Genomic DNA, 25191 nt, shown 5'->3' with positions numbered 1-25191 from the left:
TGATTACCACCCTGGATTATTGGTGAGTTGATTGTTGATATCTATTTCGGCCTGCGGGATAGGATAAAGTGTATCCTTCAGTGCAGCCCCCGTCTTCGCAGGTAACTTTTTCAGCGCGTCATACAGGTAACTGCCGCCCCGTCTGGACAGGTCAAACCAGCGATTCCCTTCCTGTATAAACTCCTTTCTTCTCTCCAGGAAGACAGAATCGCGAAAATCAGCCTGATTTAGGCCCTGTGTCAGTCCGCCGACATTAGCCCTTGCCCTTACGGCATTAATGGCCGTATAAGCCTCCGCAACAGGATTACCTGCGATTTCATTCAATACCTCCGCCTTCAGCAAAAGGATATCCGCATACCGGATCACCGGGTAGTTGATACCGCTCTGCGCCTGATTGGTCAGCGGCGTGATAGAGTAGTCTATAAACTTTGCAAAACGGGCCGGACTGAAAGTGACATAATTACCAGTCGCCGCGTTATAGATACGGGTCAGAAAGCTCACATCTCTCCTTGCATCTGTTGCTGCAAATAGCTGGAAGAGACTGGTATCTGCCGGCTGATCACCCGGATAAACAGCCGTATTGAAAGAGGAAAAATTACTACTGCTTAATGATTGCGAACTATTCTTTGCTCCCAGGTTCGTCCCAAACTGTACAGAGAAAATATGCTCCTTTCCATTTTTTGTTGCCTGCTGAAAGACATCTGCATACTTCTCAAACAAGGCGTAGCCATACCCTCCGTTTATCACCTCATTGATCTCTGTCAGGGCCTTACTCCACTCCCGGCGGTTTACATAGACCTTTGCCAGTAACGCATGTGCAGCTCCGCTGGTAGCTCTGCCGATATCGCCTCCTATGTAGGTCTTTGGCAACAGGGTCGCATCTGTCAGGTCCCGGATGATCTGTGCATATACGCTGTCTTTAGGCGCACGTTTTACCTTTTGTGCCTTCACATCGATGCTGGCAGGATCATGTAATATCAGGGGTGCATCCCCCCAGAGACGTACAATATTGAAATAGAACAAGCCTCTCAGGAACTTTGCTTCTCTGACCAGTCGTGCCCTCTGGGTCGTATCAAAATCAATGTTCGGAATATTATCAATAGCTACATTCGCACGGCTGATACCAAAGTAATGCTGCTGCCAGTTCTTTTTCACCCTGTCGTTTGACGCCACATAAGTGGCTGTCCCCAATGCGCGTACATCCGGATTGGTATTCGATGGACTGAACACCTGGTCATCGCTGCCATTACCGGTCAGCAGGTTCAGATTTCTTCCATACATCGGGAAATCCCCGGCAGCATCTGTATTAGTAGTACTGTATATGGCAGATACAGCAGCTATGGCATCCGCTTTCGTTTTATAGAACTGTGAAGAAGTGATCAGGGAAGACGCCGACTCATCCAGCTTATTGCAGGATGCAGCCATAGTACCCGTCACCAGTAATATGATCGCTAGTCTTTTCATTGTGTTGATTTTAAAATAGAACAGGGTTATCAGAAGGTTACGCCCAATCCGACGAGATAGCTTTTTGAAGCAGGATAAGCGCCATAATCGATCCCCTGCTTGGTGTTATCGCTATCATAGAAGTTAACCTCCGGGTCCAGCCCCGTATAGTTGGTCCAGGTCAGGATATTCTGTGCAGTGACATAAATGCGTAACTGGTTGACATGGATCCTTTCCAGTACTGATTTAGGGAGATTGTAGCCCAGCGACAGGTTTTTCAGTTTTACAAATGTTCCGTCTTCTATATAGCGGTCAGTTACCTGGGCGACCGGTGCATTCGTGGCACGGGCCACTTTACCATTCGGGTTACTTTCACTGTACCTGTCGAGTAAGGTCGTTGAGGCATTCAGTGATAGGGTCGGAATTTCCAGTTTCTGTTGCAGGAAATTGAAGATCTTATTGCCATAGCTTCCCTGGAATACAAATGAAAGGTCAAAGGCTTTATAGTTCAGCGTATTGGTCAAACCAAAGGTCAGCTTTGGCTGTGCACTGCCAAGATTATGTTTATCGGCCGTGCTGATCACGCCATCACCATTGGTATCAACATACTTCGTATCTCCTGCCTGTTGCGACACGCCTGATAACACCGGAATACCCTTTACCAGGTCCTCTTTCGTGATCAGACCATTGGTATTATATCCCCAGAAACTACCTACAGGCAGCCCTACTTTTACGATCACCGGAGAAACATAACCCGTTGGGGCCAATGGGAAATAATAATCTGTACCATCACCCAGTCCCAGTACTTTGTTCCTGTTGGCGCCCAGTACGAGGGTTGATTTCCAGCTAAAATCAGCGCTTTTAATATTATCGGAAGTGATACTCAGTTCGATACCCTTATTCTCTACGCTACCCACATTCTGTAATACGCTGGCATAACCGGTATACAACGGGAATGGTACGTTCAGCAGCAGGTCTGTCGTCTTCTTATAATAAGCATCCACAGAGACATTCACTCTCCTGTGCAGGATACCGAAATCCAGTCCGGCGTTATATTGCGTCGTCGTCTCCCATTTCAGATCAGGGTTCTCGATCTGTACAGGTGCGATACCTGTTACCAGCGCACCATTGAAATAATAGTTAGTAGGCGACAATGCTGCCAGCGAACTATAAGGCGGCACTTCCGAGTTACCCGTTCTACCCGCAGATACCCTCACTTTTACGTCGCTGACCGTGGGTTCCCAGCGCTGTGCGAATGTCTCTTTGCTGGCGTTCCACGACAATCCTATCGATGGAAAATACCCCCATCGGTTGTTTCGTCCCAGTCTCGAAGAACCATCCGAACGAAGTGAAACCGTTACATTATACTTATGCTGATAAGAATAGTTCACCCTTGCGAGATAAGAGTTCAGGGCAGATTGATGTCCATCAGAAACTGACAGGACAGGCGTGCTGGCGAAATTGAGGTTATTGAATGAGGTCAGATCGTTTGGAAATTTCTGCGCACTGGCTACTGCCGATTCATCTTTCTGATGTTGCATGGTGTACCCTGCCAGCACGTTCAGAAAGTGTTCTTCATTCCAGGCATGATCGTAGGTCAATGTATTCTCATTGATCCAGGTAGTAGCACTCAGATTACCAACAGAAGCATAACCACCGGCGGCATAGCCACTGGCACTACCTCCTGGTGAACCAGCATAACTAGGTGAATAATAGTTCTGTTTTGTATTGATCAGGTCTGCACCACCTGTAACTTTCAGCGTGAGCTCCCTGAACAGTTTATACTCCAGGGAAGTGTTGGCCAGGATCCTTCTCAGGTAAGTCTTATTGATGGTAGATTGAAAATCCTGTATAGGATTGGTTGGATTCGCTGAGTACGGACTGCTGGTATTATAAGTCCCGTCTTCATTCCAGATCTTTGCTACCGGTGATACCTGTAACAGATTGGCAAAAGCCGTACTCTGGAAATTCAGGCTGTTATAACCGTTACCATACAACTTGTCTTCTATCGACTGACTACCAAAAATATTGGTCGCGATCTTCAGTTTATCGCCGACGGAGCGTTCATAGTTGACACGTCCGGAATAACGTTTAAAACCAGTATTGACAATAATACCACCCTGATCAAAGTAGTTGGCCGAAATGAGGTATCTTGACTTCTCATCACCACCGGAGAAAGACAGTTCATGGTTCTGCAGGGCTTTCTTCCGCAATGCAGCGGATTGCCAGTCGGAGCCTTCTCCTAAAGCTGCCAGCTGGGCTTCTGTATATGTTTTAGGACTGTTTGTACTAACATTGATATCATTGATCAACTCACCCCACTGTGTGGCATTGAGCAGATCCAGTTTCTTTCTTACCTGTTGTGTGCCGACGTAGGTATTATAGCTGACCTCATCATGTCCTCTGCGGCCTCTTTTTGTGGTGATAATGATAACCCCATTAGCACCGCGTGACCCGTAGATCGCGGTAGCGGAAGCATCTTTCAGGACTTCTACGGAAGCGATATCACTGGGGTTGATAGTAGACAATGCGTTGACCCCGGTACCATTGGACGCGCCTGTATTGGCGTAGTCATTATTGTTATAGATAATAAATCCGTCTATGACGTATAATGGCGCATTCCCGAAACTAATAGAGTTTCCTCCCCTGATACGGATCGTTGCCGTACTTCCCGGCTGACCCGAACTTTGTGTAACAGCTACACCCGGTACGCTTCCCTGCAGGAGATTATCAAATGCAGCAGCCGGTTGCGCCAGTAATACTTTAGATACACTGGCCACAGAACCAGTAATATCACTCTTACGTTGCGTACCATATCCTACTACCACCACCTCATTCAACTGACTTTCCGTTTCCTGCAATACGATCTGCAGGGGAGATTTTTCTGCTTTGATCTCCAGTTTTTTATATCCGATGAAAGCTGCTTCAAGGATATAAGGTAGTTTCTGTCCCGTTTTAAAAGAGAAGTTCCCCTTTGCATCCGTCAATACCTGATTGGTAGTGCCTTTGATGCGTACCAATGCGCCAATGATCGGCGTTTGTGTTTTGCTGTCTACGACAGTGCCGGTGAGTGTAGAATTAATTACAGGATCTGAGACGGTTTGTTGTGCGTATAACGTTACAGGTGCCATCCCTGAAAGCCAGGTGATGAGCAAGAGAACTTTTTTCATTAAATTTGTAATTAGTGATTAGACAATAAAGTGCCGCTCCACGATTTTTCGCAGAGTAGTACGCCCAAAGCATTTGTTTAGTCGGGCCTGTACTGTTCCCGCAGTACAGGCCAACTTTTTTATATTATCGCGGGATACCGCGGATCTTTACAAGGATTTCTGCTGACGACATAAGTTTGTGTTTATAGTATGGCATCTCCCTCCACAGGAAATACTATTGTTCAGTGATCAGTCTGATAAGCGGGTAAGATTCAGGCGAAGAATTAAGCCAGGATGTAACTTCAATTAACAGCGACAACAACAACAGCTGTCAGCTTTGTGACTACAAGTGTTGTTTGTTTGATATCTGGTTGATCCCTTTTGTGTCATTGGTAATAAATTACAGGGGAATACGCTGGTTATAGGACCAAAAATAGAAAGTATTTATTAGTCCACCAAATTAATGTACTAATAATTTACAGGGTGCAGGAAGAGAGTACTTGATCAAGTATCGTCGTCTACTATTGCGGTTGTAAGACCCAGTTCTTTATTTTCAATGCCCTGTTTTTTTTGTCCTGAACTCTTTTGGAGAAACTCCCGCATGTTTTCTGAAGAACCGTGCAAAGTAATTCGGATATTCAAAGTTGAGCAGATACGCAATTTCCGAAACAGTATAGGAGGTATATGTCAGGTACTTTTTCGCTTCTTCTAAAATATGGTCCTGTACTAACTGACCCGCAGATTTACCGATCACTTCCCGGCAGATACGATTCAGATGCACAGTGGTAATACCCAGTTCTTCTGCAAATTGCGCAATCGTATACCGCAAACCTTCTTCTCTTATGCGCTGTTGAAATCGTCTGAAATAACCCAGGGAATGATGATCCGATAGCGTACCCGTTGATTGCTGATCCTGCCACAAACGATAGACGGCCAGGAATAACTTCTGCAGACAGATCCGTAACATCGTCTTCTTTTCCGGCAGATCACCAAACAACTCTTTATCCACTTCTTTTATTAAAGCCAGGATATCTTCAGCCGTATAGGGACCGCTGAAATCTGCAAAACAGCGGATCGTTGTCAACATAGGCGCCAATAGTGCTGATTCGGGAAACAATGTATCCAGCATGACGTCAGACAATGTCAATATCCTTCCACCGGCAACTGTCTCATACCTGAATCCATGTAACGCCATAGGTGGGATCAGTAACATACAGGGCGTCTGTAGTTCCCGCTGACTATCCGCCTCAAAAAAAGTCAGCTTCCCTTCCTCAAAGAAAAACAGCTGATAAATGGACGGGTGTATATGTGGCTCGATATTCCAGTCAAACTTCCAGCTCCTGGTACCCAGCAGTTCAGAAAATATATACCCGGCATCCGGTTTGGCATCCCGGTCGCCATATAGCCCTTCGTATTTATTGATCTGTTTCATAACAGCCGGCATTCATGTTCGAAAAATATCCCTTTCTATACAAAGATACCCCATTTTTAAAGGCATTTACTGTAAGCCATGTTCGGTTTGTATCCAAAATATGCTTAAAAGTCTCCTTACCACCCTCCGCAAATACCCAACTTTGCAGCAGTAATCTGACAACATGCAAAACAAGCAACATACCATCATTATCCTTATTCTGGGCCTGCTCATTGCGCTCAGTCCTTTTTCTATCGACATGTACCTACCAGCGTTTCCGGCTATTGCCTCTTCCCTGAAAACGGATATTGCACATGTCGGATATTCGCTTACAAGCTATTATGCCGGACTTTGTGCCGGTCAGCTGATATATGGTATCCTGATCGATCGTTTCGGCCGTAAAAGGCCCTTATATGCCGGTCTGTTGATATACCTGATCGCAACACTTGCCTGCGCCTTTTCTGTAAATATTAATATGCTGGTGTCAGTACGCCTCTTTATGGCACTGGGTGGCTGTGTGGGGATGGTGGCAGCCAGGGCGATCGTAAGGGACCTTTTTCCGCCAAAAGACACCGCCAGGGTACTATCCCTGCTGGTACTGGTAATGGGCATCGCGCCTATCATTGCGCCTGCGATCGGGGGTATTGTCAATACTATTGCCGGCTGGAGATGGGTATTTGGTGTAATGGCGCTGATCGCGCTCGCTTTACTGATAGCCACCTATAAATTGTTACCGGAAACCAAAACACCCGATCCCCGCGTATCCCTCCGCATTAAAGACGTGTTACCGGAATATATCTCCGTATTGAAAAAGCCCACCTTCCTGGTATATACCCTGGCAGGAGGTATCAGTTACGCCGGACTCTATGCCTATATCGCGGGTTCTCCTTTTGTATTTATGACCAGGTTTGGTTTCAGCGATACCGCCTATAGCTGGGCTTTTGCCTTCAACGCCTGTGGATTGATCTCCGGCAGTCAGATCAACCGTGTATTACTCAACAGGTATGACAGCACACACATCTCCTTTTATGCCGCTATCATGCTGTTTATAACAGGACTATTGTTGCTGATCAGCACCACCATGGGTATTGCCGGTGCACCAATGACCCTCTGCTTTACTTTCCTGTTCCTCTTTTGTCTGGGTTTCCTCAATCCGAATACCACAGCACTGGCGCTCCGTCCTTTCACAGCGGCAGCAGGAAGGGCCTCGGCTGTATTAGGATCCATACAGATGATCGCTGGCGTTATCGCCTCCTGGACTGTCAACTTCTTTTTCAACGGCACCGCTAATGTCATGGCGACGGTAATGTTCGGCTGTACGGCCCTGACCCTGTTACTATTAGTGTTTTTCACCAACCGCCTGCAGATAAAACAGGATTTACAACCAGCTTAAACCCGGCAGGAAATACGGCATATTTTCTGTAGTTTAGGATGAGTCTGATCATTCATTTCATCCATGAGAAAAATATTGTATTTCCTTCCGCTTATCTGCTGCTTTGCCTGTTCTCCCCGGTTACAGGGACCTGCCGTTGCGACCCTGACACCTTTGTCCGATACAGCTTTTGTAGTAGTGCTGGAAGAAGCTGACCGGTTCAGCGGCGGACAAAAAGCAGGTACCATTCACTCAGCCGGTAATGACATCGCTCCTGCCTGTACCTACGAGGACATCATCTCCCGTATGCAACAGACAGCAAGAGCCCGTGGTGCAAACCTCATTAAGATCACAGACTATAGAACACCTCGCACCGGCAACAACTGTGAACAGATCACGGCTAATTTATACCGCGTTGATCATCCCAAAGCCTATGAGCGGAAATTTACCTGGCATCCCGAACGTACACTCAGCTGGGAAGACTATAAAGGCAACCCCTCAACGATCCGCGAAGCCAATGTAGGTGCAAGAACTTCCTGCCGTTTCGGAATAAAGATCGACACAGGCAGTACACCTGGCAAAGCCAGGGTGATCGTCACCAGTGAATTTATCTGTTACCAGAGTAGTGTCAGACCAAATCAGCAAACACCAGCCCTGTTGGCACATGAACAACTGCATTTTGATCTGTGTGAAGCATATGCAAGAAGTCTGCGAAAGACACTGGCCGCCACCAACCTCACGCCCGTTAATGTCGCCAGGATCTCCAAAGACGCCTTCCTGCAAACCTATGAGTTATACAGAGAACAACAGGCCTTATATGATGCAGAAACAGAACATGGTTTAAATGCCGAAGCACAGGCACGCTGGAAAAAAAAGATCACAGATGCACTCACCGGATTACAGGCCTATCAGCAATAGCGCGCTATAATCAATGTCTGCACTAAAATATTTCTTATTTATTTTTTGCAACATTGTTACATTTGTATATCTTTATGCCATGCGTGAAACCCAACATACGTTTATGCGAAAACTGACAGCCTTTCTTCTGCTGTCAGTGCTTATGTATGTACAGGGATTAAAGACCTTTCATCGCCATGATGCCCGTGCTGGCAAATACCACGCTGACTTATCTGTTCCCTTCTTTAAAAGCGCTCACGAATGTGCTATCTGTGATTATCATCTTTGTAAAGATGCTGTATTGCCGACAATACCAGTAGTACAACAGACGCCATTTTATTATATCATTACAGACGTATACTACGCTGCTGAGCAGCCGGTTGATCTATCCGCCGTACTATCAGGAAGAGGCCCTCCTGCCCGCTTTATTTAATACCCTACACACTTTTCTGATAGATCCTTTATCACCGTATTCTCCTATATTATGTTGCAAGCTATTGCGCTGACCAAACAATTTGGCCGGCATACAGCGCTGCACGCGCTTGACCTTACCGTACAAAAAGGTGAGATCTTCTGTTTGCTTGGTCCTAATGGCGCAGGTAAAACCACCACTGTCAATTGTTTTCTCGGCTTTGTTGCACCCACCAGTGGCCGTGCCCTGGTCAATGGAATTGATGTCGCACAACAACTGCCACAGGCAAGACAACATATTGCTTACATACCCGAAACCGTTATGCTGTATGCACACCTGACAGGACTCGAAAATCTCATCTTTTTTGATTCCCTCACAGGCCATCATCATACACGGGAACATTATACCACATTATTACTGAAAGCGGGACTACAGGAACATGCGATCCACAGAAGAGTGAAGACCTATTCCAAAGGGATGCGTCAGAAAGTAGGTATTGCGATCGCTGCTGCCAAGAATGCCCAGGTGCTGTTACTCGATGAACCCACTTCGGGCTTAGACCCACATGCCAGTAATGAGTTTTCCGATCTGCTCCGCCGCTTTAGCGAAGAAGGCAGAGCGGTCCTGATGGCGACGCATGATCTGTATCGTGCCCGGGAAGTAGCCACCCGGATAGGCATCATGAAGAACGGACGACTGATTGCCGATATGGAAGCCGATGCTGTAGATCATTACACGCTTGAAAATATCTACATGGAACACATGCGTACCGTCTGATCAAATCATCCATATTTCACAACATGTATCTACTACTCACAACCAAAGAGTGGCTGGGGGGATTGCGTACCTATGCCTTACCGGCAGTATCACTGTCCCTGTTAGTATTGCTGGGTATCGCCTTTGCCGGTACGCACAGCCGCTCAGCACAAATAAGCAGGAACAGATTAGCTGCAAATGCACACTTCCGCCAGCAATGGGAACAACTTAAAACCGGTGATCCGCATGGTGCGGCTCACTTTGGCACTTATATATTTAAACCGGTCATGCTGCTGAGCAATTTCGACAGCGGACTGGAAACCGTCACCGGTACTTCCATGCGTGTTGAAGCACATCTGCAACATACCATGGCCACTCCTGCACTACGCCCAGCCGATACCTATACGCGTTTCGGCAGTCTGACCATCGCCAGTGTATTACAGCTATTCTTTCCCCTGTTTATCATCTTCAGCTGCTACAATAGTTACACACAGGAGAAAACAACCGGCACATTGCGTCTCCTGCTGATCCAGGGAGCTACACAAGGCATCCTCCTGAAGAGTAAAACAAAGTATTATCTGCTGGTGATGAACGGCATGCTGCTGGGGAGCTTACTCATCTACCTGCCGGCACTACTTTTCGCTGGTACAGCCACTATTGATAAAACAACGTACCTCTCAATATTATTCCTGGTCATCGCTTACAGCATCTATTGCAGCATTTTTGTAATGATCGCGGTCGCTATATCTGCCATTGCTAAAAATGCCAGACAATCATTGCTCCTCCTGACCGGCTGCTGGTTAGTCTGGAATATTCTGTTACCAAGACTGGGTGCGGGTATTGCCGGTGAATTACATCCGCTTCCTTCTCAATACCAGCAACAGGAAAAGATAGAGAAGGCGATTAAAATGGGGATAGACGGTCACTCTTCCAGAGAAGAAAGACAACAACAGCTTACCGACGCTGTATTAAAGCGATATCATGTTAACAGTACCGATCAGTTACCAGTTAACCTGAATGCCATTCTGCTCCAGTCCTCGGAAGATTATGCACAAATGGTCTATGATATTTACACGGCAAAAACAGACAGTATCATACAACTACAAAACAGGTACAGCAACTATCTGGCCCTGGCTGATCCCTATCTGGCAATACGCAATCTGTCAATGGCATTGTGCGCTACAGATTACTTCCATCAGCAACAACTGGACAAGGCGGCCAGACAATACCGTAACGACTTTATCCGCCGGCTGAATAATGAACTGGCCTATCGTGGAAGTAAAACAAACGACAGTCACTGGAAGGTAAATACGGCTTTTTACAGCAGCATTCCCGCTTTCCATTATAAGCCTCCTGCTGTAAGCCAGGTATTAAAAAGCCAGTGGATGATGATCTCCTCGCTTGTATTATGGCTGACCATCAGTATCTGTTTATTACAAATCATTGCACGACATGCAGGTATTGAATAACAAAATCAACAGCTGTAAGCAGATCATTTATTTCGAGCTGCATACCTTACTCCGCACAGGTATCCTTCCTGCCCTCCTGCTGATCATACTGGCAGCAGGAACCGCCGCCGTGTTGTTTGGCCATCATATCCGGGTACATCAACTGAATACACTCGATAGTATCCGGACTGATTACAGTATCCAATACGATAAGCTGTATAAGGGACTTTCTGCGGACACTTCCACACCTGAAGGAAAAGCAGCGTATATATCCGCGTCACATCCTGCGGTAATAGACTATCGTTTGCACAAAACAGTCATGCACCCACCAGCTGCCTTTTCAGGGCTTTCTATCGGCATGAGTGATATGACCAGGTATTATGCCCCTGTCACGATAAAAGAAACGTATGTCCCTGTCGAAGAAAAGATCAATAATCCACAGCATCTGCTGACCGGCAACTTTGATATATCATTTCTCATCATCTACCTGCTGCCCCTGGCGCTGATATGTACGAGTTACAATCTCCTGGCACAGGAAAAAGAGCAGGGAACCCTTTCGCTGCTGATCATTCAGAAAGGCGGTATCGCCGGACTCTTATTCTTACGCCTGCTGATCAGATACGCTGTGATCTTATGCTGTGTATTGCTGCTCACATTACTGAGCATCTCATTGACGCGGACGCCTGCCATCGCAGATACCCTGAGCTGGTTACTGATCAGCGCCGCCTATCTGGCGGTATGGACCGGTATAATATGGTTACTCCTTGCATGTAATACAGGGACGGCTGTCAGTCTGATTACCATGCTTTGCGCCTGGATCTTCCTGCTCGTCGTCCTGCCTGCAGTCTTCAGCTTCGGACTCAGTCAGCCGGATAAAGATGAAAACACAGCAATGCTGGCCTCCCGGCAAAGAGAGATTGAATGGGACACCTGGGACCTGCCCCAAAAGCAGGTACTGGATAGTTTCTATGCAGTATATCCCGCTTATCGTAATAGCCAGGCTTATGATACCAGTGCTGCCAGTACCCGGAGAATGATGGCCTATTATGACCTGGTAGCACGTCGTATGCAACGGTTCACCGCACAGCGGGATATCAATCAGACGCAGGAGATACAGCAGATCAACCGGTCTTACCGGTATAACCCGGCTGTGTACACACAGTCGCTGCTGAACAGCGTTGCGCATACCGACATCGCTGATTACGCCTATTTCCAGCAACAAACAGCGCTCTTCCGGCAACACTGGAAATCATTCCTGTATAGCTATCATTTCAATGATAAAAAGTTCGGTCCTGATGATTACCGGTCACTACCCGTCTATCATCCCTCCTATCGTCCCGATAGCCGGAAAGAACAGATCCAGGGTGGTTGCTACCTGTTATTACTTGCTGCCGAACTATTACTGACAGGTACTTTCCTGTTACGACAACGCCATACAAGACACAGTATTTAAATCAATCATTCAAATGATCAGGCTGATGAAAAGATCACTACCCATACCTTTTAGTTTATGCTTCCTGGTATTGAGCGCACAGGCGCAACAAAAGACCGACAGTCTGCGAAAGCAGCACCTGAAGGAAATAGAGATCATGGAAAAGAAAAAGAACATGCGCACGGATAGTATGTCGCCGGCACTCCGGATGGAAGGCCGTATGCTGGAAATACCACAGAATATTACCGGTGTTACCGCCGACCTCATACGCGAACAGGGAGGTCTCGAACTGAAAGATATCATCCGTAATGCCAGCGGCGTTAAAATAGGCTATAACAGCTCCGTATTTGATGCTTCTGCCACTGTCATGATGCGGGGCTTCTATACCGAAACATATGTCAATGGTATGCCACAACGTAGCACGATGGGGGCCCTGACAGACGATGCAGCTTTTATTGAACGGGTTGACTTTGTAAAAGGACCAGCTGGTTTCCTTATCTCATCCGGTGATCCTGGTGGTAGCGTCAACATCACAACCAAAACACCCCGGCAACAGCGTATCCGTCAACTGGAACTTTCCGGTGGCAGCTTCGGCTTCCTGCGCGGATCACTGGACCTGGGTAGTGCCGTAAAAGAAAAAGGATTCTCCTATCGCCTGAATGGCGCCTACCAGCAACAACAGAGTTTCCAGGATTTCCTGAAAACCAGGAAATATGTAGCCTCCCCCGTTATACAGTACAACTTCAGTCGCCGGACATCCCTGCTTGCTGAATACAACTTTATCCATATGTTATCCGACGGAGGTAGCAGTGTGACGAAGATCGGCACCGAATCCGAGGTACTCAAAGACCGTATCGGTAACAACTATGCAGGCGATCCTAACCTGCCACAATCAGGTTCTAAATCACAAAGCGTCAGACTCGCCTTTGAACACCGCTTTAATGATCACCTGCGGCTGACCGTACAATCAAAATACACGGTCAACTCCACGGCGGTATGGTACCTGATATCAGACAACTACTCGCTGATCAACTTTGACAGTACCAACATTACCCGTCGTCTGCCGGTCAACAATAGCATTACCGGTCGTGTGGCAGCCGTACAGGCTTATATCAGCGGCAACTTTAAAACGGGGCAGCAGATCACGCACAACTTCGTCGCCGGACTCGACTACAATTATAGCAAGGATAACTATGTCAATGCCTATGGTCAATATGCCTTTACGTTCGACAGAACGCATCCACAATATGGCCTCTCTACTGACAGTGTAAAAATGCTGGGTAAGCCGGCATTGATCGTCAGGGAGAATAACTGGACATCCGCATTCTTTTATAACACGACCCGTATTCATACCAACTGGCTGTTCAACTACGGTGGGCGTTTCACGATCAATACACCGGTCACTACGAACCCAAGACAGCCGCAAAAGGATGAAACTGCCTTCTCTCCCAGGTTCGGCATTACACGGCTGTTAGGTAATAGTATGGCTGTTTACGCTTTATACGATCAGTCATTCATACCACAATCAGGTGTGGATGCCAGCGGACAACGATTCGATCCGCAACGTGGCAATAGTATAGAAGCAGGCGCTAAAAAGGAATGGTTTCAGCATAAACTCATGACCAGCATCGCCGGTTACAGGATCATCAAGAATAACCTGCTGGTGTCCGACCTGGAACATCCTGGTTTCAGAAGGCAGATCGGCCAGGTAACCAGTACCGGTGCAGAAGTCGATATCACCGGACGTATTTCCAGCCGGCTGTCCGTATCGGCCAACTACTCCTATACACATGCGATCGTCAGCAAAGACAGCAATAAAGAGAATGAGGGGAATAAACTGGCCTTTACGCCGGAACAGGTCATCAACAGCTGGATCCAGTATGCGATTCCATTGACAGCTGTATCCCGTTTAAGCCTGAGTCTGGGACATAACTCTGTTACTAAAACAGCGACCTATACACCCGGATTCGATCTCAAAGGCTATACAAAGTTTGATGGCGGTATCGCATATACACATGGGAAATGGTATCTGCGTGTCGTGGCCGACAACCTGACCAACAAACGTTATTTCTCCAGTGGCGATATGCTGGTAGGCTCAGTCTATGAAGGCGTAAGGAGCTACTACTACATAGAGGGTGCACCGATATCTTTCAAAGCATTCGCAGGTATCAGACTATAACATTATTGCGCAATAGGGGATAAGCCGAAACCCCATAACAGTAGGCATTCATACTTAAATACTATTTTATGAAAGACAATCAGGTAACCCAGATTAAGCTGAGCATCGATGACCTCAAAATCGACAGTTTTGTAACCAGTATCGATAGCGAAATGAACATGCGCCTGGCAGGTGGTCTCGCAGGACAGAGCCATCCAACGCACACAGTAGCAACAGATGACGAAGGACATCTGTGCACAACCATTATCTGTGCATAATTCTGCAGGATATGAAAAAGGGGGCTGTCTCAGGTACTGAGCAGCCTCTTTTTGTTATGCGGGACAGTTAGCATCATCCCATCAGGCACGTTAAACAGTCATTAACTTAAAAAACTTTATTTTTGCGCCTCAACCTTTTTACATGAAATCTTTCCTCTACCTTTTATTCCCTGTACTTTTGCTCACCATCTCTATATTCGGCCAGACACACGATGTGACGCCATGGGTCAAAAAAAAGACTGTTGATGGTAAAGAGATCACTATACTACGTGTGCCTGATACACAGTTCGGTTCACCGCTTGTAGGCCCTGTTTCGGATGTGCAGTATTTGCTGGACAGACTAGCAAATTATTACGACAAGTCTCCCTCCTACGGGGGAATGGATATATACGGGAACATTGAACGCGATTGTCAGAATATTGAAAAAGAAGACTCCAGGTTTCCGGTACAGTATTACAGGGATGAAGTGAAAGCATTCAAGGACCTGAAGGAAGAGATGATTGTAAAAGCACTGGCACAAAAGAAAGCGGATGAAGAGAAAGCATTTTTCGCCAGATTGAAAGCCAATTATGCATGGATCAGCGGTGACAGTCTGAACGTGCGGACCAGGCCAGATGCCAAATCACCCAGCATTGGCAAAATACGCCGGCTTAGTTATATAAAAGCCTATGAAGTTGATAATAATCCCGATTGGGCGGAAATAAATTTTGGTGAACACACTGGTTATGTATTGCGGGAACATGTGGCGGCAGACTGGGATGAAATGCCACTTTCGCATGAGGACAGCACCAGACTGGAGAGTGGCCAACAACATTACTTCACCCCCACTGCTGCCTATACGGCGCAATTAAAAAGGGCAGCTGCCGCAGAAGAACGTGCGATGAGAGTGGCCAACACAGCGCCGGCGAGAAAGTATTATACCGGCCCAAGAGGCGGATGTTATTACCTGGATGGGAAGGGTAATAAGCAATATGTTGATCGTAGCTATTGCAGGTAAATTTGCCGGATCAGGGAATATTTCCCCCTCACCCCCGCGTCTGTTTTTGTGTGATCATGTATTGCCGTAACAATACCTTTATCTGTGACAGCACAGCCTCCTGCAAAGCAGCCATACTAACATCTACCTGCGGACAGATAATGTCTGTTATCACCTGCTGCAACGGTAACTCCCGGCTAAAAGCCGCTAACAATATTGCTGTAAACTGATTAACAGGAAAGGTACTTACCCCCTGTACATGTGCAACATGTACATAATGACACTGTGTGTTATGCTGTTGAACCGTATTAGCCTCATCATGCCAGGCACGTTTCGTAACGCATACAGTCAATTCAGGCACCCTCATAAAAACAGTCTGCAACAACCCCCTATCATACTCCTGTAATAAATACCCATTCCGCTTTTCCAGTAGCTGATTACGCTGCTGATAACATAACCATCCGCCATGCGACCTCCATGTATCCGCCAGACTTTTCTCATACCCGAAACAATCCTGGTCCTCCATCCCCTCTCCTAAAAGCATCTCCAGTTCATTGATGTCTCTGGCTGCCATTGCCCCGGGATATCGTTGCAATGACCTTTCGTAATAACGACTAAACAGCGCCCGCTTTACTGCTCCTTTTTCATACAGGGGACTATGCTTTACATCCATATTGATCAATGGCGCCATGACCGTATGTGCCCTATAAGGCAGCAATACACTGACAAAGAAATAGCCTACTCCCGCCAGTCCTGAAAACAATCCAGGGTCGTATTGTGCATCTTTAATGTAGCTATTGTACGTACCATGTACTTCGTAATAACGGATAGCAGCCAATGCGATCTGCTTTGCTGTTTGTCGTAAAACCGGCCTATTCAATACAGCCGCCGCCTGTAGTAAGAACATCCCCACTCCCCCATAACCACTACAAAGGGTAAAATCTCCCCGTGTCAGGGTGCCAGCGTCCCGTATACAACGCGTCAATGCCCATTCGCATGCTGTAGCAAAGTGGACTTCTCCGCTTGTCTTCCAGGCATACATCCGGCTTAACCCGATACCGGCAGCGCCATGTGCCCATGCATTCACATCACTGATATACCGGCGAAAATCGGTTAGCTGCCAGCCCATAATATCCTCTTCCTCTAAACTGGTACTCGTTAGTCGCAGGTCCAGCCAGTTCTGCAAGCCCGGATCATAGTATTTCATTTCATAAGCCCAGGCCTGCATAGCCAGGTAATGTAAACCTTCATCTTCAAAATAAGTGGCTACCTGCAATAACGCATGTGCAATGCCTGACGCACCATGAGAAAGTCCTGTCAGACAATCATACGACCGCTTCAGATGTCCCCAGCGCAATCCCTGAGAAGCGATCCTTGCATGTGCGATCAGCTTATCCGCCAGTTGCCTGATCAGCGTACGCAATACATCATCCTTTGTGTAAGCATGCAGTTGTGTCAACACTAAGAGGTTACCAGCATGTCCGCTGATAAAATCATCCTGTACTACTTTTTGTAAAATACCTTCCCGGTAATGATACACCAATGCAAGTCCCCTTTCGAGGTATCGCTTATCGCTGGTTGCTTCATACAATTGTATACATAAGTATACCAGACTGGTAGCCCCGGTATATAAGGTAAAAAACTCCTGTTGAAGAATAGCCGGATGCTCAAGCAATACATCTGCGGCACTTGTACATACAGCAAGATACGCCGGATCATATGCTGCTAAACGCAGATAAAATACAATGATCCCCGCCTTTCCATTGAAGAGATCTGCAGCTGCGCCATTTGTGAGATCAACGGCCAGTGTTCCCGGCTGCATAGTGGGTAACAGTCTGTCAGCCAGCTCCAGTAAAGCAGCCGCTATTATCTGCTCATCTTTCAGATCTTCCACCGGCATAGACATTCTCGAGACATTTTAAGGTAAAGAACATGATATAAGCTTCATCCAGATTGGAGATCCCCAGGCGGTTATGCCCCATATGCATAAAACTACCTGTGATATCTCTCATACAACGTTCATCAAATCCCAGCTGTTTGTATGCCTCAAAAACCTGCCGGTTCGATTGCATGAATGTCTGTAATACCGGGTCTGCCTTTCCTTCGCACAATTCCTCCCATAGCACAGCAGTAACAGGTAATAATAACTCCGCATAATGACTAAAACGGGTCTCAAGAAGTGCCATATAATATTGTTCCTGCGCGGCAGCCGGTTTGCTACGATCATACAAACGGGGCAACCACTGATGAATAAACTGTCTGCATATCGCCATCATCTCAAGGCCGGCAACATCCAAAGCACCCGCCATTGCGATATTCATTTTAAGCGCCTCCAATAACGCACTGGAAGCATCCCATTCTCTCCTGCCATCTAAAATAGTCAGCACATAAGAGGAAGAGCAAATAAACTGTTCTTCTGCCCAGGCGATACTGTCCTGATTACCGTAGCGTACTATTTCCGCTTCATATGTAATAAACTGTATCGTTAATCCCTGGATCTCCTTCCCTGCCTGTATTAACTGTGATTGTACAATTGCGGGATCTGCCTCATCCGTCAACAGACGTAATCTGATATGCGGACCGCCTTCTCCGTAACGGATAAAAAAAGCCCTGTAACAGGTATCACTTAAAAAAGGCAGCACCATGTCCAATAACAGCGTCCGTAAATCTCCGCTATAAAAAAGATGTGCCGATAACCAGTTCCGTTGCATGTATTACATATTATACCAGTGTAGTAAATATTCTTTCACAAGTCCACCATCAGCTGCAACATGTGCAGCAGCAGGCAACATTTCTTCCAGGTAACACCACGCTCCTGCTCTGGATAAGACCTTTCTGAAAAGACTGAGCAGCAGCGGATGACTGAAATCCATATATTGAGGTTTATAGTCGTCCCGCTGCAACTGACTCTTTGCCTCATTCTTCACAGGCATGTAGGGGGATTTCAGGAACAGAAAACACTGCTCCGGCAAACCATTTTCTATCCGCCATAGATGCAGCCGCTCAAAATAGTCCGCGGGAGATTCATCATTGCCTCCCAGGGGTATAAAAGCCGTTTTTATCAGCCAGCCTTTTCTCCTTAATACCACCTGTTCGCCAAAAGTGATCCGTGGCTTTACCTGTATATACTCACCAGGTGGATACACCGTAGCATGCTTACGGTCAAGTGCTGTGATCAATGCGCGTAAGGGAACCCGCTGCACGGTATTAAAATGCGCCAGTAGCCTGTAAAAATGCGATCGGTTATAAAATGACTCCAGACTGAGGTCAAAGGCATAAACCGGCTTATTTTGCACCGTATGGAACAGGAACAGCCCTTTTGTATCCCTGTCATACTTCACGACAAGATCCTGTAAGGAAACCCGGGCCTCCGCCGGGTAACTGTTATTACCGCCCGGCATACACACCTCATAAGCCAGTAAAGGCGGATGAATATTCGCATTAAAGGCCGATCCATCATTCAGTTCCAGCAAGAGATGATCTGCATACAGGTTTTCATTCCATGTACGGAAGTCAGTTGTTATGGTCGGGTCCAGCAGATGCAGGAACCGTCCGGCTACTTTGCCCATACCTGGTAATAGCGCATTGACGACTCCTTTCGTATGACTTCCCTCCTGGTAGAACTGTACAAAGGCGCCTGCACTGTTATTGTCAGGACTCATCGCTATCGTGGGAGTAATATGTACTGTATTCCGATCTACGATCACCTGAAGCGTATCCGGTAACCCGATCTCCTTTATTTCTTTCTTTGCCTGCTGCTCCGCTGATTGTTTTTTCTCATACAGATAATAGTCATAATAAAACTGTGTAACTGCTACCTCCTGTACCTCCCCATAGTGCTGTAAAAAGAAGCGCTGCATATGCGCACGTTCCTCCTGTAAAGCATCCAGCGGTGCTAACAGCGTACATAGCAGGCTGATCTCCTGTGTAAAGGCAGTGAAAGTAGCTTCGGATAATATGGCAGTATTGTCAGTAAATGCATCTTCGTAGAAAATATCCTGCGGCAAAAAACGGCGTGCCTGAAAACGGAATAATTCAAATGCCCCCTCCTTCACCTGCATATCATCTGACAAACCAGCCTCCTCCTGTAAGGTCCCAAACAGATCTTCCAACATGGCAGACGCCTCCCGTAAAAACAGCAACCTCTCATCTGCCCCGGCGATCGCGTATACCATTTTGGTTTGCTGTAACCCTGATAACATCATCAGTAACGATGCTACCGCCTGCTTATCCGCATGCGGTGTAAGGAATTGCTGCAACTGTCTATCCCAGTCCGGATCAATACCAGCACATCCTATTCCCGGTTCCAGTAAACCATTACATACCAACTTTAATAAAAATGCCTTGATCGTACTCCTGTCGGTATCTGCTATCTGACTGCAAAGCTGATCGGTCAATTCACCGAGTGTCACGATTGCATCTCTGTCCTGTAACTGTTGATATAACCACAAAGGCAGATTACGGGCTGGTAAACGCTGGAATGCCTCTACATTGAAGTAGTTGACAAGAAACCGTAATTCCTCCTGTATGACGGCGGCCGTCACATTCAACCCTAATGTGATAATTTCATTCAATACCGGATGATGAATCATCAGCACACGGATATAGCTGAACAATCCGTTATGCAGACGGATACTGCTGTGTATGTCCGGTATTGTGGTAATATCCTGCTGCGGACCTATCTTCCCCGGACCTGTATAGGTAAAGGTGCTGAACGGGGAGGTCTTCGCAGCCATCCGGCTAACGTAGCGTATCAGACTATACTCATTCTTTAACTCACGACTTTTGAATTGCCTGCTATCAGCGAGGGCAAAACTATCCAGCTGCTCGTATAGTACAGGACTGGATAATAAAATACCTTTGCGTAGTGCTTCCTGCTGAGCGAAGCCCTGTAGTTCCCGTCTGGCTACCATGTGCTTCTCTTCGAAATCCTCCCGCCATTTCGCAGCTTCCTTCTCCCTGTCCGCAAGCTGTTGCAGATATAATTCCACTGCCTCGGGTACGATTGCAGGTAACTTCACCGGCAGCTTATCATTAAAAATATCCCGCTTTAACTGCAGCAGCTGTCGTCGTTCTTTATCATCTGTTGACTGATTGATAGCGGTGTACAACAGTGCACAAACGGCATCCTTTTGCGTCTGTAATTGTTGTGCAGCGCTTGCTGTTTTCTGAAAATGGGCGGCTATGTCCTGAATTGCTGCCTTATGTAGTACGCTTAGCGGCATACCGGCATAGCGCACAAGGATGTGCGGAAAAATGCTGAGCGCCATAGGAAAGTAGTTTTTAGGTGTAACAAGATCTTTTTACCTGCCGAGTTCCAGCTGGTTTTTAATCAGGCGATAATAGGCGCCTTCCGTCCTGGTGAGCGTTTCATGCGTACCGGCTTCCACGATCATACCTTTATCCATCACCAGTATCTGGTCTGCATGTTTTACGGTACTCAGCCGATGCGCCACAACCACCACAGTTTTGCCTTCAAAGAATTCGTGGAGATTATTGATGATCGCCCGCTCATTACTGGCATCCAGTGAATTCGTCGCTTCATCCAGGAATATATAGGCAGGATCACGATAGATCAGTCTGGCGATCAGCAAGCGTTGTGTCTGTCCTTCACTCAGTCCATACCCATCCTTCCCGATCATCGTATCATAACCAAAAGGCATTGCTGCGAAGAAGTCGTGAATATTAGCCATCATACAGGCTTTTATCATACGGTCCATATCCCTGTCTGCTTCACCTCCATACACATTATTGGCAATGGTATCCCGGAACACATATCCATCCTGCATGACCGCTCCGCACAGGCTTCTCCAGGCTTGCGCTGTAATGTCGCTGAATGACTGATCTCCTGCAAAGATGGCTCCCTGTGTTGGCGAATAAAATTGCAGCAGGAGTTTCAGCAGCGTGGTTTTACCGCTGCCGCTCATACCTACAATAGCCGTCATTTTACCAGCCGGTATGGTAAGGTGCACATTATTCAGTACCAGCGGAGAATGCTTATTACCGTATTGGAAGTATACCCCCGAGAGACAAAGATCACGACCACTCCTATCTTCCGGTACAATGATCGCTGATACAGGATCTTCATCCTGTTCATGATGTACTTCTGCAATGCGTTGCAGACTAAACTTCGTATTCTGCATCGCCCTTATGAACTCTGCCAGTTGGGCCACCGGTGTGTTGAGCTGTCCGCAGATAAAGGTGATCGCCAGCATCTCCCCCAGTGTCAGCTGTCCTTTAATGACCAGTACCGCTGTAAAACAGGTGATGATCACATTACGGGTTTCATTGATAAACAAGGCGATCCCCTGTATAAACTGATCCAGCTTCAGACTTTCCAGTTTCACGGCAAAGGACTGTTGCTGTAGCTGTGTCCATTGGTTTATTTTAAGCTGTTCACTCCCCGTAAGCTTGATCTCCTGAAAAGCGGAAAAGATCTCCAGCAGTGTATCCTGGTTTGCTGACAATACACGGAAACGCTTCTGATCCAGCCGTCCGCGTTTTTCTCCAAAGGCCCCGGTCCAGCCAACACCTGCCACTGCCCCTACCGCAAACAGGATAAAAATGAGCCAGTTATAATAAAGTAAGGTACCTCCCATCACCAGCAGGATCATCACCGATAGTACAAAAGAGACTGCGGAGGTAGTGAGAAAATCTTCCACCCGCTGATTATCCGTAACGCGTTGCATATTATCTCCCGACTGCCGGTTATCAAAAAAGGAAAAAGGTAAACGCATCAGTTTTAACAGGAATGCTTCCAGCATCATGATACTCATCTGTGCGCCCAGTGTTAACAGTAAACGCGCGCGGAAGAAATCAGTCACCTGCTTTCCGAGGAATAGCATCAGCTGTCCGGCACAGATCAGTAAAAGAATGGGAATATCGTGTTTGTTGATCCCCCTGTCTACGATCGCCTCTGTCAGTAAAGGCATCATAAAAGACAAGGCGGCGGCTATCAGCAGACTCACACCGACAGGTATCAGCCTGCGCCGGTGCGTGGCCACGTATGGCCAGAGCGTACGCAGATCGGTGGGAGGTATTTTCACTTCCGCAGACGCATGAAATACAGGTGTGGGTTCCAGGAACAATGCCCTTCCGAATCCGGGTTTATCAGCCAGTTGCCACGCTTCCATAAATTCCGGAATGGTGTAACGGATGCGGCGCCCCAACGCAGGATCCGCCACATATACCTTATGTTCAGTCACCCGGTACAATACGACAAAATGCTGCTTGTCCCAATGCAGGATACAGGGCAATGGTGCTTTTGCGGCCAATACCGTAAAAGGCAGTTCGGCCGATAGCGTATGAAAGCCCAGCTGTTCCCCTGCTGCTATCAGATCGGCAAAAGTGACGCCCTGCCGGGATATCTTACACTGACGACGTAAGTATTGTAAAGGATAGGTCTTCCCATGCCAGGCAGCAATCATCTGCAGACAGGTAGGGCCGCAATCCATGGCGTCGGCCTGCCTGAAGAATGGGAAGGACTTCCTGGGGAATAGGAATTGAAACATTGTTGCAATCTATGTAAAAATAGAATATGAAACAATGTTTCATAAAATATTAGCCGGAATAAATTAAAGTCTTCATTAAAAGGAAAAATGGCAGCCAAATAGCGGACAACTATTCTATCGTATGCATTAAAAAGCTTTTATTTTATAAAATAATAATACCGGATTATCTGACTCCTTAATCGTTCCCCTGACAGCGGCCAGCTTCGAAGAAGGTAAAGATTTACTCAGACTAAAATCAGAAAAACCAAGTATACTGACGAAATGATCTTTATAAGTAGTTAAAGGATATTTAAAACCATCCAGATCAAGTGAATCCTTCACAGAGAAAGTTGAAGATACCGGTCCTCCGATAATATTACCCGTTCTCGCTGACAAAAAATAACCATAAAAATTATCCCTATAAGTACCGATATAATACGTAGAGTCATTATTACCTAACACTTCTCCTTTAAATGAGTAGTACTGGTTTTGGGACAACAGTTTCATGTAGTCAGCTAAATTCTCTTTATGTAACTCTTTAAGCTTTGAATTGATGTCCGGTCCCGGATAATGAATCACCAGCTTAGGAAAAATTGCTATGGGATCAACTCCAATCTGATAAACCGTGTCTGAGAATTCCGGTGTATAAAAAATGTTATCGTTGCTATTATTAAATGACAGGTTAATATTAATATAAAAATTAAGGTCTCCAATCATACCCGGAACAGCATCCTTAGTCGTAAAATTCAACTTTGTTCCACGTGTTCCCAGGTAAAGTGTCGAACCAGCCAAACCAGGAATATGTTCATTGGCACCAAATTGATTAAGATAAACATACTGATCTGTATTCTTCAAATTTGCGAAGTGGTAAAAATAAACATACTCCTTTTCACTATGTAAAAAGTTAGCGTCTTTGTCAAAATAATAGCTTTTTGCCTCACTCTGATCATGAAGAATAATTTCGTTGCGCTCAAAGTCGTATGCAATATCAATAAAGTTGGAAATCATGGCCTTCCTCGAAGCTGTCCCTTTGTTAGCTGATATTCTGCTTATAAAATGTCCGGTTGAATCAAATACAAAAACTGATTTAGACACACTAAAATCAGCAACAATGATTCTGTCACCAGTTATAATTAGTTTTTCCAGCAAACCAATTTTAGATTCAGGAGTAGTTTCCAATCTGACATATTTAATATCAGTCAGGCGGCTATTATGATCGAATGTCAGGCTATCAGAAGGAGGAATTCTAACATCCAGCACCTGTCCCCGCAGAGACGGTTTCAAAGAAGTTATCTTATTTACATCTATCACACTTTCGAAGCCTCTATATCGGTTACGGCTTAGAGATCCGTTACATGCCGCAATAACTAAAACGAGAAATATGATTGATATGAGCTGATATATATGTTTCATGCTGGTATAGAAAATAGTTAATAAAGATCTGCATTCCTATGATACAAGTCAGAAAGTTCAGGCATCGTCTTTTCCGGCATATAAAACCTGTTTATCTGTAATACGGAATCTGTCTTGAATATAATTGGTACATTCACCAATCTTAGTATTCCTGATAAAAGAAGGATCTAAATTGCAGATTCTTATTCCGGACATACATACAAATACCACTGATGGTGCGCAGCCATCATTCAGGTCATTTAATATATAATATATCCCCCACTGATGTTAATTTCCGGCAATTACATAGGTCACATTTCTTTGCACAATGTATTGCGGAAGGCAACTGTGGCAAACAAAATCTAAGGTATACGGGGATGTTCCTAACTTTTAATGTTGGGTTTACAAAAAGTAAACGGGCCTGAGTGTTATGTGGATTAAAGGTTAAATAATTCAAGTCCAAACTACATACATTCGATGAAAAAAACAACTAAATCAAGTATGTTTTTATAACGTCTAGCGATTATAGGTAGTTACCCTTGTTAACCGCTATTTTATGCCCAATAGAAGATTATAC

Annotated in this window: 17 protein-coding genes; 9 read left to right on the top strand and 8 right to left on the bottom strand. The window is 46.1% G+C overall.

The features are described 5' to 3' along the window. Positions 1–3: 3 nt before the first annotated feature. The 3 genes from BMZ72_RS00320 to BMZ72_RS00310 form a co-directional block, all read right to left on the bottom strand. On the bottom strand, positions 4–1464 hold the full coding sequence (locus BMZ72_RS00320) for a RagB/SusD family nutrient uptake outer membrane protein (RefSeq protein ID WP_089804120.1): 1461 nt from the start codon (positions 1462–1464) through the stop codon (positions 4–6). Positions 1465–1493: 29 nt separating this feature from the next. Then, positions 1494–4613: a SusC/RagA family TonB-linked outer membrane protein gene (locus BMZ72_RS00315; RefSeq protein ID WP_089804118.1), complete on the bottom strand. Its 3120-nt coding sequence runs from the start codon at positions 4611–4613 to the stop codon at positions 1494–1496. Between the two features lie 532 nt (positions 4614–5145). After that, a complete protein-coding gene (locus tag BMZ72_RS00310; RefSeq protein WP_089807134.1) occupies positions 5146–6024 on the bottom strand; it encodes a helix-turn-helix domain-containing protein in 879 nt (292 codons plus the stop codon). A 163-nt stretch (positions 6025–6187) separates the two neighbouring features. Here BMZ72_RS00310 and BMZ72_RS00305 point away from each other — a divergent pair, with 163 nt between their 5' ends. From BMZ72_RS00305 to BMZ72_RS00265, 9 genes are all read left to right on the top strand, one after another. Then, a complete protein-coding gene (locus BMZ72_RS00305) occupies positions 6188–7396 on the top strand; it encodes a multidrug effflux MFS transporter (RefSeq protein WP_089804116.1) in 1209 nt (402 codons plus the stop codon). Between the two features lie 63 nt (positions 7397–7459). Further along, complete coding sequence (locus tag BMZ72_RS00300; RefSeq protein ID WP_143087554.1) at positions 7460–8293, top strand: DUF922 domain-containing protein; 834 nt, start codon at positions 7460–7462, stop codon at positions 8291–8293. 103 nt (positions 8294–8396) lie between these two features. After that, the gene (locus tag BMZ72_RS00295) at positions 8397–8705 is read left to right on the top strand and encodes a hypothetical protein (protein WP_143087553.1); all 309 of its coding nucleotides are present in this window, start codon (positions 8397–8399) and stop codon (positions 8703–8705) included. A gap of 51 nt (positions 8706–8756) precedes the next feature. Next, positions 8757–9461, top strand: a complete 705-nt coding sequence (locus tag BMZ72_RS00290; protein ID WP_089804111.1) for an ABC transporter ATP-binding protein — start codon at positions 8757–8759, stop codon at positions 9459–9461. A 23-nt stretch (positions 9462–9484) separates the two neighbouring features. Next, positions 9485–10909: an ABC transporter permease gene (locus BMZ72_RS00285; RefSeq protein ID WP_089804109.1), complete on the top strand. Its 1425-nt coding sequence runs from the start codon at positions 9485–9487 to the stop codon at positions 10907–10909. Further along, on the top strand, positions 10893–12341 hold the full coding sequence (locus BMZ72_RS00280) for a DUF3526 domain-containing protein (protein WP_089804107.1): 1449 nt from the start codon (positions 10893–10895) through the stop codon (positions 12339–12341). Before BMZ72_RS00285 ends, BMZ72_RS00280 begins: the two co-directional genes overlap by 17 nt. 25 nt (positions 12342–12366) lie before the next feature. Beyond that, positions 12367–14499, top strand: a complete 2133-nt coding sequence (locus BMZ72_RS00275; RefSeq protein WP_177222630.1) for a TonB-dependent siderophore receptor — start codon at positions 12367–12369, stop codon at positions 14497–14499. 68 nt (positions 14500–14567) lie between these two features. After that, positions 14568–14756: a pinensin family lanthipeptide gene (locus BMZ72_RS00270; protein ID WP_012792924.1), complete on the top strand. Its 189-nt coding sequence runs from the start codon at positions 14568–14570 to the stop codon at positions 14754–14756. A gap of 142 nt (positions 14757–14898) precedes the next feature. Next, positions 14899–15753, top strand: coding sequence for an SH3 domain-containing protein (locus BMZ72_RS00265; RefSeq protein ID WP_089804103.1), 855 nt, complete (start codon positions 14899–14901; stop codon positions 15751–15753). Between the two features lie 28 nt (positions 15754–15781). On the opposite strand, the gene BMZ72_RS00260 is transcribed toward BMZ72_RS00265, so the two are convergent. The 5 genes from BMZ72_RS00260 to BMZ72_RS00240 all read right to left on the bottom strand — a co-directional run bounded on the left by BMZ72_RS00260 (position 15782) and on the right by BMZ72_RS00240 (position 24635). Beyond that, complete coding sequence (locus BMZ72_RS00260; RefSeq protein WP_089804102.1) at positions 15782–17638, bottom strand: lanthionine synthetase LanC family protein; 1857 nt, start codon at positions 17636–17638, stop codon at positions 15782–15784. Continuing rightward, positions 17607–18443, bottom strand: coding sequence for a thiopeptide-type bacteriocin biosynthesis protein (locus BMZ72_RS00255; RefSeq protein ID WP_089804100.1), 837 nt, complete (start codon positions 18441–18443; stop codon positions 17607–17609). Before BMZ72_RS00255 ends, BMZ72_RS00260 begins: the two co-directional genes overlap by 32 nt. Positions 18444–18446: 3 nt before the next feature. Then, positions 18447–21002: a lantibiotic dehydratase gene (locus BMZ72_RS00250; RefSeq protein WP_089804098.1), complete on the bottom strand. Its 2556-nt coding sequence runs from the start codon at positions 21000–21002 to the stop codon at positions 18447–18449. Positions 21003–21035: 33 nt separating this feature from the next. After that, positions 21036–23243 carry a peptidase domain-containing ABC transporter gene (locus BMZ72_RS00245; protein WP_089804096.1) on the bottom strand — a complete coding sequence of 736 codons (2208 nt, stop codon included), beginning with the start codon at positions 23241–23243 and terminating at the stop codon, positions 21036–21038. 126 nt (positions 23244–23369) lie between these two features. Beyond that, positions 23370–24635: a 6-bladed beta-propeller gene (locus BMZ72_RS00240; protein WP_089804094.1), complete on the bottom strand. Its 1266-nt coding sequence runs from the start codon at positions 24633–24635 to the stop codon at positions 23370–23372. Between the last annotated feature and the right edge of the window lie 556 nt (positions 24636–25191).

Origin of the sequence: Chitinophaga sp. YR627 (genome assembly GCF_900114995.1) — a bacterium.
In the GTDB taxonomy this organism is placed as follows: Bacteria; Bacteroidota; Bacteroidia; order Chitinophagales; family Chitinophagaceae; genus Chitinophaga.
Note: the sequence above shows the minus strand (reverse complement) of the source record. Positions and strands in the feature narration are given on the sequence as shown.

Excerpts from the sequence above, each read along its gene's own strand:
- BMZ72_RS00250 (WP_089804098.1), bottom strand. The coding sequence starts at position 21,002 with ATGGCGCTCAGCATTTTTCCGCACATCCTTGTGCGCTATGCCGGTATG.
- BMZ72_RS00320 (WP_089804120.1), bottom strand. The coding sequence starts at position 1,464 with ATGAAAAGACTAGCGATCATATTACTGGTGACGGGTACTATGGCTGCA.
- BMZ72_RS00260 (WP_089804102.1), bottom strand. The coding sequence starts at position 17,638 with ATGTCTATGCCGGTGGAAGATCTGAAAGATGAGCAGATAATAGCGGCT.
- BMZ72_RS00275 (WP_177222630.1), top strand. The coding sequence starts at position 12,367 with ATGAAAAGATCACTACCCATACCTTTTAGTTTATGCTTCCTGGTATTG.
- BMZ72_RS00300 (WP_143087554.1), top strand. The coding sequence starts at position 7,460 with ATGAGAAAAATATTGTATTTCCTTCCGCTTATCTGCTGCTTTGCCTGT.
- BMZ72_RS00270 (WP_012792924.1), top strand. The coding sequence starts at position 14,568 with ATGAAAGACAATCAGGTAACCCAGATTAAGCTGAGCATCGATGACCTC.
- BMZ72_RS00315 (WP_089804118.1), bottom strand. The coding sequence starts at position 4,613 with ATGAAAAAAGTTCTCTTGCTCATCACCTGGCTTTCAGGGATGGCACCT.
- BMZ72_RS00310 (WP_089807134.1), bottom strand. The coding sequence starts at position 6,024 with ATGAAACAGATCAATAAATACGAAGGGCTATATGGCGACCGGGATGCC.
- BMZ72_RS00285 (WP_089804109.1), top strand. The coding sequence starts at position 9,485 with ATGTATCTACTACTCACAACCAAAGAGTGGCTGGGGGGATTGCGTACC.
- BMZ72_RS00265 (WP_089804103.1), top strand. The coding sequence starts at position 14,899 with ATGAAATCTTTCCTCTACCTTTTATTCCCTGTACTTTTGCTCACCATC.
- BMZ72_RS00280 (WP_089804107.1), top strand. The coding sequence starts at position 10,893 with ATGCAGGTATTGAATAACAAAATCAACAGCTGTAAGCAGATCATTTAT.
- BMZ72_RS00295 (WP_143087553.1), top strand. The coding sequence starts at position 8,397 with ATGCGAAAACTGACAGCCTTTCTTCTGCTGTCAGTGCTTATGTATGTA.
- BMZ72_RS00240 (WP_089804094.1), bottom strand. The coding sequence starts at position 24,635 with ATGAAACATATATATCAGCTCATATCAATCATATTTCTCGTTTTAGTT.
- BMZ72_RS00305 (WP_089804116.1), top strand. The coding sequence starts at position 6,188 with ATGCAAAACAAGCAACATACCATCATTATCCTTATTCTGGGCCTGCTC.
- BMZ72_RS00290 (WP_089804111.1), top strand. The coding sequence starts at position 8,757 with ATGTTGCAAGCTATTGCGCTGACCAAACAATTTGGCCGGCATACAGCG.
- BMZ72_RS00245 (WP_089804096.1), bottom strand. The coding sequence starts at position 23,243 with ATGTTTCAATTCCTATTCCCCAGGAAGTCCTTCCCATTCTTCAGGCAG.
- BMZ72_RS00255 (WP_089804100.1), bottom strand. The coding sequence starts at position 18,443 with ATGCAACGGAACTGGTTATCGGCACATCTTTTTTATAGCGGAGATTTA.